Genomic DNA, 14504 nt, shown 5'->3' with positions numbered 1-14504 from the left:
CGCGATACCACCAGCCGCAGTCCCAATGAAAAACCCCTCGCAGGAATATCCTGCGAGGGGTTTTGTTTTACTGCCGGCAATCTGGGCGCTGAACGGCCTACTGCTGCGTGTATTGCTGGCGGTCTATGCCGTGGCGCTGCAGCTTGTCATAGAAGGTCTTGCGCGGAATGCCCAGGAACTCCAGGGTGGCCTTGATGTCGCCTTGGTGCGCCTGGAGTGCCTCGCGGATGAGCTGTGCTTCGAAGCGCTCCATCCGTTCCGGCAGGCTTGACGCGGCGTCTTGGGCCACGGCGGTTGGCTGGGCAGGGATATTCAGCACGCCAAGCACGACCCGCTCGGCGAAATGCGCAAGTTCACGCACGTTGCCGGGCCAGTCGTGCGTCATGAGATGTTGTTTGATGGACGCCGGCATTTCCGGGATGTCGCGCTGGAAGCGGCGCGATGCGTGCCCGAGGTAGTGGGCGAACAGCAGCGGAATGTCTTCGCGGCGTTCGCGCAGCGGCGGAATCCGGATGGTGACCACATTGAGGCGGTAGAACAGGTCTTCGCGAAACTTGGCGCGTATGGCTGGACTGCCCAGGTCTTCCTTGGTGGCGGCGACCACGCGCAGGTCCAGATTGCGCACTTCGTTGCTGCCCAGAGGAGTGATCTGGCGAGATTCGAGCACGCGCAGCAGCTTGACCTGCACCGCCAGCGGCATGCTCTCGATCTCGTCCAGGAATAGCGTACCGCCGCTGGCATGCTCGATCCGGCCGATACGCTTCTTTTGGGCGCCGGTGAAGGCGCCGGGCTCGTGGCCGAAGAGCTCGCTTTCGATGACGCTTTCAGGCAGGGCGCCGCAGTTGATCGCGACCAGCGCGCGGTGCCTGCGGCGGCTCAGGCGATGCAAGGCGGTGGCAACGACTTCCTTGCCGGTTCCGGTCTCGCCTTCGACCAGTACATCCACGTCGGCATCCGCGATATGCCGCAGCGTTTGCTTGATGCGCTGCATGGCCGGCGTCGTGCCGATGAAAGGCACCTCGTCGGCCTGGACGGCGAATGCGGCTTCGCGCAGCCGGCGGTTTTCCAGCACGAGATGGCGCTTTTCCGCAGCGTGCATGATAGCGGTGATCAGCCTGTCGGCGGCATAGGGTTTGGCCAGGAAGTCATAGGCGCCGTCGCGCATGCATTGCACGGCCGTGGCGATGTCGCCATGGCCGGTGATCAGAATGACGGGGATGTCGGGGTCTATGTCCCGTAAGCGCTGGAAGAGTTGCAGGCCGTCCATGTCGGGCATGCGTATATCGCTGACGACCACGCCGTCGAAATCGCGCGTTAGTGTGGGCAGGGCAGAGCGTGCGCTGGCATGCGCGTCCACGGCGATGCCGTGCAGCTTCAGCGTCTGCGTATTGGCGCGCAGCAGTTCGTCGTCGTCGTCGATGAATACCGCGCGCGGCAAAAATGGCTGGCGCTGGCTGTCGTCAATGGATGCCGGCGCGGCTGGCGGAAATTCAGGAGCGCGGTTCATGGTGTAGCTCGGTAGCGTTTTGCTGGCCAGACGCCTTGCGCAACGTCAGGATGAACATGGCTCCGCATCCCGGGGCATGCGGAGCGGGAAAGACGGGATCGGCCGGGCCGGCGGCGATCAGGTCGCCACCAAATTCGGTGACGATGTCGCGGCAGATGACCAGCCCCAGTCCGAGTCCTTCGGCCTTGGTCGTATAGAAGGGAGTAAACAGGTGCGCCCGCGCCTCGGCCGACAGGCCGGGACCGTTGTCGCTGACGTAGACCTGCACGGTCGCGCCCAGGTCCTGCAGCGCCACGACGATGCGGCCGTCGGGCCGGCCTTCCAGCGCTTCCATCGCGTTTTGCAGCAGATTCACCAGCACCTGTTCCAGCCGTATGCGATTGGCCAGCACCCGGTAATTCTGACCCGCGGGCGGACGTTGCAGGACGATGCCCTGGCGCCGCGCGCGCGGCGCAACCAGCAACAGCGCGCCCTCCAGACAATCCTTCAGGTTCGCGGGACCGATGGACGTGTCGGCCTTGCGCGAAAAGGCGCGCAATTCTCCGGTGATGTGGCCGATCCGCTCCGTCAACGCGGCGATGGTACCCAGGTTTTCCTGCGCCGAGCCTTCATCTTGCCTGCGCAGGAACTCGGCGGCGTTGTCCGCATAGGCGCGTATGGCCGCGACAGGCTGGTTGATCTCGTGCGCCACGCCGGCTGCCACCTGTCCCAGCAGGGCGAGCTTGCTGGCCTGGACCAGTTCTTCTTGCATGGTGTGCAAACGGGCGGCGGTGCGTTGGCGCTCGTCCATCTCATCGACCAGTTGTTCGTTGACTTGCAGCAGCTGAGCCGTGCGTTCATCGACCAGGGAGGCCAGCTGTTCGTGGATGGCGGCCTGCTGCTCGGCGCGCTCACGGTTGCGGTGGCGGCGAAAGAGAACGATGCCGACCAAGGCGGCTAGCGCGCACTGCGCAAGCAGCGCGCCCAGCTGGGCGTTGGCGGTAGCCTGGTTGATGGCCGTCTGCACGGGCGACAACAGATGCAGTGTCCAACCTGGGGACTCGACAATGGGTAACGTCGTGTGCACCAGCGGCGCGCCTGCGGGGATCTGTGGCAGGGTTACGTCGGCGCGCACCAGCTGGCCGTGGCTGATGGCTTGTAGCTGCGGCCGCAAGGGTAGCGGGAAAAAGGGCGCGTCGCCGAATTGCAGGCTGCTGCGCAAGGCCCGGGCCAAGTCTGGGGTGAGCGGAGCCAGCACATCGAAACGCCAGTCGGAGATACTGCCCAATAGCACTACGCCATGCTCGTCCGTGACGAAAATGGGCGAAACCGATTGGCGCCAGTCGGCCTCCAGGTCCCGGAAATCCACTTTCAGCACGACTACGCCCAGCATGGCGCCGTTGACGTCATCCACGCGTCGCGACAAGTACAGCCCGGCTTCGTGGCTGATCGTGCCCAAAGCGAAGTGTTCGGCCGAGCCATGGGCTACCGACCCCTGGAAATAGGGCCGAAACTGGTAGTCCACGCCGACAAACGTGGCGGGTTCACGCCAGTTGCTGGCAGCGATCGCAAGGCCCTTCTTGTCCAGCACATAGATGGCGGATGCGCCGACGCCGCGGCTCAACGTATCGAGCTTGTCGTCCAGGGATTCGATCTGCATGTGCGAGCCTCCCTGCAGCGCCGCGCGCACGTCGACATCGCGCGTCAGGACAAAGGGCAGCGCCCTGAATTTGTCCAGGTTGTTGCGCAGCAATGCCGCGTTGAGCTGGGCTGCCACACGTGCCTGCTCCCCGGCATTCTTCAGCGCGCCGTCGCGCGCCCAGAGCGTGGCGGCGTGCAGTACGCCATAGACGACCGCGACACCCAGCAGGATGGCGATGGCCTTCCAGGGCCAAGGCCAGACAGGCGTGTTCCGTGGGCGCCGCGGCTTTCTGGCCTGGTCCACGCCGGGTCGGGCATCGCGGGGAGAGGAGTGGGTCGACATGGGGTGTGCGGTTTTTCGCACATTCTATATCTTTTTTGTGTGAAATTCCGCCAATAAAGGTCGGGCCAGTGCGCTGAGAGAAGAAAAATTCCTTTTTTGATCAAGGGCTTGGAGCGCAAGAGGAAGGTCTGCCGATGTTGGCACGCCTCTTGCATTAGTAAAGCCAAGCCCGGCGGCGTTGCCTGCGGGGTGAAATCGGCTTGCGGCGATACGCGCTTGCCAGAAAACAGATAACGCCCCAACGCCCGCGCTGAACCGCCCGGAGCAAGGGGCCTTGGTGGGGACAATCCCAATGATCGACGTGGATCAAGTCGCGCCCGCGCGCAAGCTCAAGTTCTATCAAATCCTCTATGTGCAGGTGATTTTCGCCATCGTGGTGGGCGTGCTGCTGGGCGCGTTCAAGCCCGAGCTCGGCCAGCAGATGCAACCGCTGGGCGACGCCTTCATCAAGCTGGTGAAGATGATCATCGCGCCGGTGATCTTCCTGACCGTGGCCACCGGCATCGCTGCGATGAGCGACCTGAAGAAGGTCGGCCGCGTGGCGGGCAAGGCCATGCTGTACTTCCTGGTGTTCTCCACGCTTGCGTTGATCGTAGGCATGATCGTCAGCCATATCGTCCAGCCGGGCGCTGGCATGCACATCGACCCCAAGACGCTGGACGAGAAGGCGGTCTCGGGCTACGTGGCCAAGGCGCATGACTCGACCATCACGGGCTTCCTGATGAACGTGATCCCGACCACGATCTTCAGTCCGTTCGTGGGCGGCGACATTCTCCAGGTGCTGTTCGTGGCGGTGTTGTTCGGCATTTCGCTGGCCATGGTGGGCGAACGCGGCCAGCCGATACTGAACTTCATGACTGCCCTGGCACAGCCCGTCTTCAAGCTGGTCGCCATCCTGATGAAGGCCGCGCCCATCGGCGCGTTTGGCGCGATGGCCTTCACCATCGGCAAGTACGGCATCAAGTCCGTCATCAACCTGGCGATGCTGGTGGGTACGTTTTACGCAACCTCGGTGCTGTTCGTGGTCGTGGTGCTGGGCCTGGTGGCGCGCTACAACGGCTTTTCGATCCTGAAGCTGGTGCGCTACATCCGCGAAGAGCTGCTGCTGGTGCTGGGCACCAGTTCGTCCGAAGCCGCGTTGCCCACGCTGATGCAGAAGATGGAACGCGCCGGCTGCTCGAAGTCGGTGGTCGGGTTGGTCGTACCCACCGGCTACTCGTTCAACCTGGACGGCACCAACATCTACATGACGATGGCGGCGCTGTTCATCGCGCAGGCTTGCGATATTCCGCTGTCGCTGGGCGACCAGATCCTGCTGCTGCTGGTGGCGATGCTGAGCTCCAAGGGCGCGGCGGGCGTGACCGGGGCAGGCTTCATCACCCTGGCCGCAACCCTGTCGGTGGTGCCTTCCGTTCCGGTCGCCGGCATGGCGCTGATCCTGGGCGTGGACCGCTTCATGTCGGAATGCCGCGCGCTGACCAACCTGGTCGGCAACGCGACTGCCGCCGTGGTGGTGGCGCGCTGGGAAGGGGAGCTGGATAAGGAGCAGCTGCATGCCGCGCTCGAGGGCGAGCTTCAGCCCGCGCCCGTGCCTGCCGCGGCTCCGGTTCAGGAAGCGCCGAGGGCTGGCGGCGTACCGATGGGCCAGCCGCTGCAGCATGGCTGAAACAGCGTAGATCCGCGGCTGCCTGCAGGCGGCCGCAACTATTGATGCAGCTGTAAACCGCGGCAAGAAGGACTGCCCGCCGGAAAAAAAATCCCCCGGACCTCGACGGTCTCGGGGGATTTTTTTCGACCGGAGGCCGCGGTTTTCAGGGCACCTGTATCCCTGCCGCGCGCAACAGGTTTGCGGTTTCGAACAAGGGCAGGCCCATCACGCCGGTATAGCTGCCGGCGATATGCGAAACGAACGTGCCCGCCAGGCCCTGGATGCCATAGGCGCCGGCCTTGCCGTAGGGCTCGCCGCTGTCGCAGTAGCGGCCGAGTTCCTCATCCGTCAGCGCGCGCATGCGGACCTCGGTGATGGACACGGCCTCCAGCAACTGGTTCCCAGTCCAGACGGCGACGGCGGTGTGCACTTCGTGGGCGGAGCCGGACAGCGCGCGCAGAATGCGCATGGCGTCGTCGCGGTCGGCCGGTTTGCCCAGTACTGCGCCCGCCAGGATGACCGTGGTGTCGGCGGCCAGCAGCGGCAGTTGCGGCAGGTCCTGGCTGAGCATCCAGTCGCGTCCGCGCAGGGCCTTGTCGCGCGCAGTGCGCTGGACATAGTCGGCGGCGCTTTCGCCGGGATGTTGGGGTTCGTCCTCGCCCGGCGGGGCGGGTACGAGCAGGACTTCGTGGGCCAGGCCGACCTGGGTCAGCAGCTCGCGCCGCCGGGGACTGGCGGAGGCAAGGTAGAGGCGCGCGGAGGTTGCGGTGTCGGTCATGCGTCAGCAGGATGGGCGCCGGCCCGGCCAGCGGTCAGGCGCGGTGGTAGGGATGATTGGTCATGATGGCCCAGGCCCGGTAGAGCTGTTCGGCCAGCACCACGCGCACCATGGGGTGCGGCAGCGTCAGCGAGGACAGGCGCAATTGGCCGGAACAGGATGCCTTCAGGTCGGCATCCAGCCCGTCCGGGCCGCCGACGAGAAAAGCAACATCCTGACCGCCGGCGCGCCATTGTTCCAGCTTCTGCGACAACGCCATGGTGGTGAGGTCGCGTCCGCGTTCGTCCAGCGCCAGGCGCAAGACGCTGGCGGGCAGGGCGGCTTCGATCCGCTTGGCTTCCGCCGCCATCATCTGGGCGGGCGTCTTGCCGGTGGTGCGGGGTTCAGGCTTGATTTCGCGCAGTTCCAGCGCGCAGTCGGCCGGCAGGCGCTTGGCGTAGTCGTCCCAGGCGGTTTGCACCCAGTCCGGCATGCGCGTGCCCACGGCCACGACGATCAGCTTCACGGCGCGCTCAGTACTCGGCGTCGTGCGCGCCGTCGTTGGCGACCGGCGCGGGGCGGGTGGACTCGGGCAGGAGTTTCACGCGCACCGGCTTGCCGCCCCAGATCTCTTCCAGGTTGTAGTACTGGCGGATGGCGGGCTGCATGATGTGCACGACCACGTCGCCCAGGTCGACCACGACCCATTCGCCCGTGTCTTCGCCTTCGATGGTGATGCCGGAGAGATCGAGCGCACGGCCGCGATCCGCCACGCTGGAAGCGAGGGCGCGGGTCTGGCGGTTGGAGGTGGCGCTTGCAATCACGACGCGATCGAACAGGCTGGTCAGATGCGTGGTGTTGTAGACCTTGATGTCTTGCGCCTTGACGTCTTCGAGGGCGTCGATGACGGCGCGTTGGAGTTTTTGTATATCCATAGTCAGTAAATATAACCCGCGGGCGGACAGCGGATGCTGGCCCCGTGGCGCTTTCAGCGCACCGCGGGTGTAGGTTTATCGGTAAAGATGGTGCGCCGCAATATACGCGGCCACCGGAGCGGCAAGCAGGCCTTCGGTGGATTCGCCTTGCGCCAGGCGCTGGCGGATCTGCGAGGCCGAAACCGGCATGGGAGCAAAAGGCAGTTCCTGCAGTTCGCGTCCCTGGCCGCGCAGGTGTTCGGCCAGCGCCGGCGGGGCGCTGAGCGCCGTGCCCGGGCGGGTGGCCACGGCCAGGTCCACCAGGCTGGCGATGTCCTGCCAGTCGCGCCAGGTGCAGAAATTCGCCAACTGGTCGGTGCCCAGCAGCCAGACGTAGCGCGCGTCCTGGGGCAGGGCGCGCAGCGTGTCGATGGTGTAGGTCGCGCCGCCGCGGTCGATTTCGATGGGATTGACCACCAGGCCCGCATGGCCGGCGATGGCCAGTTGCAGCATGTCGCGGCGTTGTTCGGCCGTGGCGTGCAACGCTGCGCGTTGCCAGGGATTGGCCGCGGGGATGAGCTGCACCTCGGCCAGGCCCAACGTCTGCAAGGCATTCTGCGCCAGGGCGATGTGCGCGACGTGGACGGGGTCGAAACTGCCGCCCAGCAGGCCGATGCGCTTCAAACCCAGTCCCGCGGTTTGAGGTAGGCGGCCAATTCGGCCTCGGGCGTGGCTGCCTCGGGCTGCCAGTCGTAGCGCCACTGCGCCAGCGGCGGCATGGACAGCAGGATCGACTCGGTACGTCCGCCGGACTGCAGGCCGAACAGCGTGCCGCGGTCGAAGACCAGGTTGAATTCCACATAGCGGCCGCGGCGGTAGGCCTGGAAATCGCGCTCGCGCTCGCCGTAGGCCTGGTCGCGGCGGCGTTCCACGATCGGCATGTAGGCCGGCAGGAAGGCGTCGCCCACCGATCGGGTCAGCGCGAACGAGGCGTCAAAGCCGGGAGCGTTCAGGTCGTCATAGAAGATGCCGCCCACGCCGCGCGTTTCATTGCGGTGTTTTAGGAAGAAGTACTCGTCGCACCAGCGCTTGTAGCGCGGGTAGTAGTCGGCGCCATGGCCGGCCAGGGCATCGCGGCAGGTGGCGTGGAAATGGCGGGCGTCTTCCTCGTAGGGATAGTAGGGCGTCAGGTCGATGCCGCCGCCGAACCAGAAGACGTCGGCCTCGTCGTGGCCGGGCCGGGCTGCCGCCAGGAACATGCGCACGTTCATGTGCGTGGTGGGCACGTAGGGATTGCGCGGGTGCAGCACCATGGACACGCCCATGGCTTCCCAGGACCGGCCGGCCAGTTCCGGGCGGTGCGCGCTGGCCGAGGGCGGCAGCTTGCTGCCCTGGACATGGCTGAACAGCACGCCGGCCCGTTCGAACAGCGAGCCGCCTTCCAGCAGGCGCGACAGCCCGCCGCCGCCCTCGGGGCGGACCCATTCGTCGGTACGGAAGGCCGCGCCCTCGGCGGCTTCCAGGGCGCCGACGATGCGGGCCTGCAAGCCGGTGAGGTAGTCCCGGACGGAAGAGACGGGCAAGGCGTTCATCGACGGTTCCGGCTAGGCGTTGGGCTTGGACTTCTGCTGCGAAGGCTTGAGCGCGCGCCAGCCGATGTCGCTGCGATACTGGCGGCCGTCGAAGTGGATGCCGTCGATCGCTTCGTAGACGCGGTCGCGGGCCATCTTGACGGAGTCGCCCAGCGCCGTGACGCACAGCACGCGGCCGCCGGTGGTCTTGACTTCGTCGCCGTCGAGCTTGGTGGCGGCGTGGAACACCATGCAGTCCTCGGCGTCGGCGGGCAGGCCGCGGATGACGTCGCCGGTGCGCGGCGTGTTGGGGTAGTTGTGCGCGGCCAGCACGGCGCCCAGGGCGGTGCGGCGGTCCCAGGTGATGTCGGCCTGGTCGAGCGTGCCGTCGACGGCATGCTCCAGGGCGTCCAGCAGGTCGCTCTTGACGCGCATCATGATGGGCTGGGTTTCAGGATCGCCCATGCGGCAGTTGAATTCCAGGGTCTTGATCTCGCGGTCGGGGTCGTCGCCCGGGGCGATCATCAGGCCGGCGTACAGGAAGCCCGTGTACGGGATGCCATCGCGCGTCATGCCCTGCACGGTCGGCAGGATGATTTCGCGCATGATGCGGTGGTGCAGTTCCGGGGTGACGATGGGCGCGGGCGAATACGCGCCCATGCCGCCGGTATTGGGACCCTGGTCGCCGTCCTGCAGGCGCTTGTGGTCCTGGCTGGTGGCCAGGGCCAGCACATTGCGGCCGTCGCACATGACGATGAAGCTGGCTTCTTCGCCCACCAGGCATTCCTCGATGACGACGCGCGCGCCGGCGGCGCCCATGGAGCCGTCGCCCAGCATGGCGTCCACGGCGGCATGCGCCTCTTCCAGCGTGGCGGCGACCACCACGCCCTTGCCGGCGGCAAGGCCGTCGGCCTTGATCACGATGGGAGCGCCTTCCTGGTCGATGTAGGCGTGCGCCTTGGCCGGATCGGTGAAGGTTTCGTAGCGGGCGGTCGGGATGTTGTGCCGGACCATGAAGGCCTTGGCGTAGTCCTTCGAGCTTTCCAGCTGCGCTGCGGCCTTGGTGGGGCCGAAGATCTTCAGGCCGCGGGCGCGGAACACGTCGACGACGCCAGCGGCCAGGGGGGCTTCAGGGCCGACGACGGTCAGGGCGACGCCTTCGCGTTGCACGAAATCGGCCAATTCCTCGGCATTGGTGAACGGGACGTTCTCGATCTGTTCGGCGCGTTGCGTGCCGCCGTTGCCGGGAGCGACGTATACCTTGTGGACGCGCGGGGAGCGGGCCAGCCGCCAGGCGAGGGCGTGTTCTCGGCCGCCAGAGCCAATTACCAGGAGTTTCATGTTGCGAGGTTCTTTAGGTTGCCAGTCGAGCGCCGCAAGGCGCCAGCCCGTGGAGTAGGCCAGGATCCAGGCGGACCCGGATCCGGTGACAGCGTGGCGCCGGGCAGGCAAGGCCCGCCCGGCGCCGGGGTAATGGAGTTACTGCGCTTCGTCGAAAACGACGTTCGTATAGACTTCCTGCACGTCGTCCAGGCCTTCCAGGGCGTCGAGCAGTTTCTGCATCTTGATGGCGTCTTCCCCGGCGAGTTCGGTCTCGTTCAGGGCTTTCATGACGATGCCGTCCACTTCGGCCTTCAGGCCGGCGGCGTCGAAGGCGCCGCGCACGGCGGCGTAGTCAGCCGGGGCGCAGACCACTTCGATCACGCCTTCCTCGTCGGTCGTCACGTCTTCCGCGCCGGCTTCGAGGGCGGTTTCCATGACCTTGTCTTCCGAGGTTCCGGGGGCGAAGACGAATTGGCCGCAATGCTTGAACATGAAGGCGACCGAGCCTTCCTGGCCCAGGTTGCCGCCGTTCTTGGCGAAGGCGTGGCGCACTTCGGCGACGGTGCGGGTGCGGTTGTCTGTCATGCAGTCGACGATGACGGCTGCGCCGCCGATGCCGTAGCCTTCGTAGCGGACTTCTTCGTAGGCCTCGCCGTCGGCGCCGCCCGCGCCGCGCTGGATGGCGCGCTGGATGTTGTCCTTGGGCATGTTGGCGTCGGTGGCCTTGTCCCAGGCCATGCGCAGGCGCGGGTTGCTGTCCGGGTCAGGGCCGCCGGCACGCGCCGCCACGGTGATTTCACGAATGATCTTGGTCCAGAGCTTTCCGCGCTTGGCGTCTTGGCGCCCTTTGCGGTGCTGAATATTGGCCCATTTGCTGTGTCCGGCCATGGCTTCCCAGGGTAATTTGTCTGCAAAAATGGCATTTTACCGTGCCAGCGCCCGGCGCGCCCGGGGGCGGACCGCATGTGTCCATATTGCCACGCGCACAAGCGGCGCGGCAGGCTCTACACTTGGGCATCCATCTGATTCCCTGGTCCGGAGAGCTGCACATGCCCAACCCCATCGTCATCGCCAAGAATGCACAGACCGAATTGGCGCTGCTACCCGCCCTGGCAAACCGCCACGGCTGCATCACGGGGGCCACGGGCACCGGCAAGACCGTCACCTTGCAGGTTTTGGCCGAATCCTTCTCCCGTATCGGCACGCCGGTGTTCATGGCCGACGTCAAGGGCGACCTGACCGGCATTTCCCAGGCCGGCGCCGCGACTCCCAAGCTGCTGGAACGCCTGAAGAACCTGGGCCTGAACGAACCGGCCTGGGCGGCCAGCCCCGTCACCCTGTGGGACGTGTTCGGCGAGCAGGGGCTGCCGGTGCGCGCCACGGTATCGGACATGGGGCCGCTGCTGCTGTCCCGCATCCTGGAATTGAACGACACGCAGGAAGGCGTGCTGACGCTGGTCTTCAAGGTCGCCGACGACGAAGGCCAGTTGCTGCTGGACCTGAAGGACCTGCGCGCCATGCTGCAGAACGTCGCCGACCGCGCTTCGGAGCTGAAGACACGTTACGGGAATGTGTCTTCCGCCAGCATCGGTGCCATTCAGCGCGGCTTGCTGGCGCTGGAATCGCAGGGTGCGGAGAAATTCTTCGGCGAACCCATGCTCGACGTGGCCGACCTGATGCGCACGGATGCGCAGGGTCGCGGCATGGTCAACGTGCTGGCCGCGGACAAGCTGATGCAGGCGCCGCGCCTGTATGCAATTTTCCTGTTGTGGCTGCTGGCGGACCTGTACGAGAAGCTGCCCGAAGTCGGCGACATGGACCAGCCCAAGCTGGTGTTTTTCTTCGATGAGGCCCACCTGCTGTTCAACGATGCGCCCGCCGCTCTGCTGAACAAGATCGAGCAGGTGGTGCGCCTGGTCCGCTCCAAGGGCGTGGGCGTCTATTTCGTGACACAGAACCCGCTGGACATCCCCGACACCGTACTGGGCCAATTGGGCAACCGCGTCCAGCACGCCTTGCGGGCATTCACGCCGCGCGACCAGAAGGCCGTGAAGACGGCGGCCCAGACGATGCGTCCCAATCCGGGGCTGGACATCGAGGCCGCCATCACCGAGCTGGGCGTGGGCGAGGCGCTGGTTTCCTTGCTGGATCCCAAGGGGCGGCCAATGCCGACCGAACGCGCCTACATCGTGCCGCCGGGCAGCCGGATCGGCCCGGCGACCGACGCGGAGCGGCAGGCGTTGCGCCAGGGCAGTCCGCTGGCGTCGAAGTATGAGAAATCCATAGACCGCGAGTCCGCCTATGAAGTGCTGGCCGGGCGTGCGGCCAAGCCGGCGGACCAGGCCGGCGCGGCCGGGAACGGTTCCGCGCAGCCCGCAGGCAAGGGCGCTGCCGAGGAATCGGGTGGCGGCCTCATGGACAGCCTGAACGAGGTCTTGTTCGGGTCGACGGGGCCGCGCGGCGGCAAGCGCGACGGCGTGGTGCAGACCATGGCCAAGAGCACGGTCCGGTCGATCGCGCGTGAACTGACCCGGGGCATTTTGGGCTCCTTGCTGGGCTCGAAAGGCCGGCGTTGAAATCCTGATCCTGCGTGCCTGCCAGCAGTGGCTGGCGCGTCCGATTCGGGGCCGTATCGAGTAACATTTCCGTGCAATGATATGGAGGCTGCGCGTGGCCGCTCAGACCCGCGGCGCGCATAGTGCATCCAAGGAAAACAAAGGAAGACGTGGTGGCAAAGAAACACAAGATTGCGGTGATTCCTGGAGACGGCATCGGCAAGGAAGTCGTGCCTGAGGGCTTGAAGGTGCTGGACGCGGTCGCAACGCGATTCGGCATCGATTTTCAGTGGGACCATTTCGACTGGAGCTGCGACTACTACGCCAAGCACGGCAAGATGATGCCGGACGACTGGCAGGCGCAGATCGGCCAGCACGAAGCGATTTTCTTCGGCTCCATCGGCTGGCCCGCCACGGTGCCTGACCACGAAGCGCTGTGGGGCTCGCTGTTCAAGTTCCGCCGCGAGTTCGACCAGTACATCAACCTGCGCCCGGTGCGCCTGATGCCTGGCGTGCCCTCTCCGCTGAAGGACCGCCAGCCCGGCGAGATCGATTTCTTCATCGTGCGCGAGAACACCGAAGGCGAATACTCCAACAGCGGCGGCCGCCTGTTCGCGGGCACCGAACGCGAAGTGGTCATCCAGGAAAGCGTCTTCACGCGCATCGGCGCCGACCGCGTCCTCAAGTTCGCCTTCGAACTGGCGCAGAAGCGCGGCAAGCACCTGACCGCCGCCACCAAGTCCAATGGCATTTCCATTTCGATGCCCTGGTGGGACGAGCGCGTGGCCGAGATGGGCGAGAAGTACCCGGACGTGCGCTGGGACAAGTACCACATCGACATCCTGTGCGCGCATTTCGTGCAGCATCCCGACTGGTTCGACGTGGTGGTGGCTTCCAATTTGTTCGGCGACATCCTGTCCGACCTGGGACCGGCCTGCACGGGCACCATCGGCATCGCGCCTTCGGCCAACCTGAACCCGGAACGCAAGTTCCCGTCCCTGTTCGAACCGGTGCATGGTTCGGCGCCGGACATCTACGGCAAGGGCATCGCCAACCCGATCGGCCAGATCTGGAGCGGCGCGCTGATGCTGGACTTCCTTGGCTATCCGGACGCTTCGGCTGCGGTGGTCAAGGCCATCGAAACCGTCCTGGCGGAAGGTCCGCGTACCCGGGACATGAAGGGCACTGCCTCCACCGCCGACGTCGGCAGCGCGATTGCCGCGCTGATCGCGGCGGGCTGAGGCAAGTCGCCGGCAAGGCCCCCAGGCCAGTCAATGGACGATTCCGTCTTTTCCTCCGCCGCTGCCCAGGTGGGCAGCGGACGGGCCGACCGTTTCGTGCGCAAGCTGTTTCGCGTGCTACGGTCGCGCACGCAGAGGCACAATCAACACTTGTGGCCTTTCGTCCGGATCTGGCGGGGCAGGTCGGGCGCCATCAGCGGTTTTCGAGCTTTTGGCAGGTCGCAGCCGGTCACGCCGCTGGCCGAGGGATACGATTCCGCCGACAAGGAAGTTCATCTGATCCTGAGCGGCCCGTCGGTCACGCAGATTCCATATGATCGGCTGGATATCCGGGCGGCGATGGGCGTGAACGGCGCCATCATGCTGGCGCGCAAGTTCGACCTGCCGTTCAAGTATTACTGCATCATCGACCAGAACTTCGTCCGCGAGCGTATCGACCTGGTGCGCGAAATCGTGTCGCGCGACCTGACCCTGTACGTCTTGCCCGAGGTCTTGCGCTACATCATGCAGGGCTTGCCGCAGGAGTCGATCCGCTGCCGCATCTGCATCATCGAACTGATCTCCGAGCGCGCCTACCAGCGCATTTCCGCGCCGTCCGTGCTGCAGCGCATGGCGGCGGCCTCGCCCGACGTGCAGTTGCTGGACGCGAAACGGGGCATGGGGTTCAGCTTCAATGTGGAGCTGGGCGTATTCGACGCCGACACCGTGGCTTATGCGGCATTACAGGTGCTGGTATCCAGCGGCGCGCGCAAGGTCTACGCGCACGGGCTGGATCTGACGCTGCAGAACGGCTTGCGCTTCTATGATGAAGGGCAGACGCCCCAGTCCAGCAGGCTGGCGCGCAAGTTCGCGCAACTGATCGAGCCCTCATTCCGCTTCGCCGCCGCGCAATGGCGCGCTCGTGGCATCTCGGTGTTCAACCTGTCGCCCACCAGCGCCTTGCCGGCCGACGTCATCGAGCGCGCCGACTGGCAGGTCTTGCTGAAGGAATAGCGTTCTTGTGCCGCCAAGCCCCGGACGCAGAT

13 protein-coding genes are annotated in these 14504 nt (G+C 65.6%); 4 read left to right on the top strand and 9 right to left on the bottom strand.

Translation table 11 applies throughout. From position 1 onward, the window contains the following. Window positions 1–97 precede the first annotated feature (97 nt). Together AC1RHV_RS30390 and AC1RHV_RS30385 are read right to left on the bottom strand one after the other, a co-directional pair. The gene (locus AC1RHV_RS30390; protein ID WP_492302623.1) at window positions 98–1507 is read right to left on the bottom strand and encodes a sigma-54-dependent transcriptional regulator; all 1410 of its coding nucleotides are present in this window, start codon (window positions 1505–1507) and stop codon (window positions 98–100) included. After that, window positions 1491–3470 (bottom strand): sensor histidine kinase, encoded by a 1980-nt coding sequence (locus tag AC1RHV_RS30385; protein WP_346547159.1) that lies wholly within the window; start codon window positions 3468–3470, stop codon window positions 1491–1493. Before AC1RHV_RS30385 ends, AC1RHV_RS30390 begins: the two co-directional genes overlap by 17 nt. 292 nt (window positions 3471–3762) lie before the next feature. Between AC1RHV_RS30385 and AC1RHV_RS30380 the strand changes: the two genes are divergently transcribed. Then, complete coding sequence (locus tag AC1RHV_RS30380) at window positions 3763–5136, top strand: dicarboxylate/amino acid:cation symporter (protein WP_175164214.1); 1374 nt, start codon at window positions 3763–3765, stop codon at window positions 5134–5136. A 145-nt stretch (window positions 5137–5281) separates the two neighbouring features. Here AC1RHV_RS30380 and AC1RHV_RS30375 read toward each other — a convergent pair whose 3' ends face one another. The 7 genes from AC1RHV_RS30375 to AC1RHV_RS30345 all read right to left on the bottom strand — a co-directional run bounded on the left by AC1RHV_RS30375 (window position 5282) and on the right by AC1RHV_RS30345 (window position 10571). Next, window positions 5282–5896 carry a Maf family protein gene (locus AC1RHV_RS30375; protein WP_054458764.1) on the bottom strand — a complete coding sequence of 205 codons (615 nt, stop codon included), beginning with the start codon at window positions 5894–5896 and terminating at the stop codon, window positions 5282–5284. Window positions 5897–5930: 34 nt separating this feature from the next. Next, the gene (rlmH, locus tag AC1RHV_RS30370; RefSeq protein ID WP_054458762.1) at window positions 5931–6401 is read right to left on the bottom strand and encodes a 23S rRNA (pseudouridine(1915)-N(3))-methyltransferase RlmH; all 471 of its coding nucleotides are present in this window, start codon (window positions 6399–6401) and stop codon (window positions 5931–5933) included. Between the two features lie 7 nt (window positions 6402–6408). Continuing rightward, entirely contained in the window at window positions 6409–6810 is a 402-nt protein-coding gene (gene rsfS / locus AC1RHV_RS30365) for a ribosome silencing factor (protein WP_013392761.1), read from the bottom strand. Window positions 6811–6885: 75 nt separating this feature from the next. Continuing rightward, window positions 6886–7473, bottom strand: coding sequence for a nicotinate (nicotinamide) nucleotide adenylyltransferase (gene nadD / locus AC1RHV_RS30360; RefSeq protein ID WP_054458761.1), 588 nt, complete (start codon window positions 7471–7473; stop codon window positions 6886–6888). After that, entirely contained in the window at window positions 7470–8381 is a 912-nt protein-coding gene (hemF, locus tag AC1RHV_RS30355) for an oxygen-dependent coproporphyrinogen oxidase (RefSeq protein WP_492302619.1), read from the bottom strand. The genes nadD and hemF overlap by 4 nt, the downstream gene beginning before the upstream one ends. A 12-nt stretch (window positions 8382–8393) precedes the next feature. After that, complete coding sequence (purD, locus tag AC1RHV_RS30350) at window positions 8394–9701, bottom strand: phosphoribosylamine--glycine ligase (protein WP_054458757.1); 1308 nt, start codon at window positions 9699–9701, stop codon at window positions 8394–8396. A gap of 138 nt (window positions 9702–9839) precedes the next feature. Next, window positions 9840–10571 carry a YebC/PmpR family DNA-binding transcriptional regulator gene (locus AC1RHV_RS30345; RefSeq protein ID WP_054458755.1) on the bottom strand — a complete coding sequence of 244 codons (732 nt, stop codon included), beginning with the start codon at window positions 10569–10571 and terminating at the stop codon, window positions 9840–9842. 161 nt (window positions 10572–10732) lie between these two features. On the opposite strand from AC1RHV_RS30345, the gene AC1RHV_RS30340 reads away from it, so the two are divergent. The 3 genes from AC1RHV_RS30340 (at window position 10733) to AC1RHV_RS30330 (ending at window position 14472) form a co-directional block, all read left to right on the top strand. Then, window positions 10733–12259: a helicase HerA-like C-terminal domain-containing protein gene (locus AC1RHV_RS30340; RefSeq protein WP_492302616.1), complete on the top strand. Its 1527-nt coding sequence runs from the start codon at window positions 10733–10735 to the stop codon at window positions 12257–12259. Window positions 12260–12411: 152 nt separating this feature from the next. Beyond that, window positions 12412–13479, top strand: coding sequence for a tartrate dehydrogenase (locus tag AC1RHV_RS30335; RefSeq protein WP_054458781.1), 1068 nt, complete (start codon window positions 12412–12414; stop codon window positions 13477–13479). Between the two features lie 33 nt (window positions 13480–13512). Then, window positions 13513–14472, top strand: a complete 960-nt coding sequence (locus AC1RHV_RS30330) for a WaaZ-like lipopolysaccharide core biosynthesis protein (protein ID WP_492302614.1) — start codon at window positions 13513–13515, stop codon at window positions 14470–14472. Window positions 14473–14504: the final 32 nt, after the last annotated feature.

It is taken from the genome of Achromobacter sp. GW823-FHT04E03, from assembly GCF_058796095.1.
The sequence above is the reverse complement of the archived record's forward strand: the minus strand, read 5'-3'. Positions and strand labels throughout refer to the sequence as shown.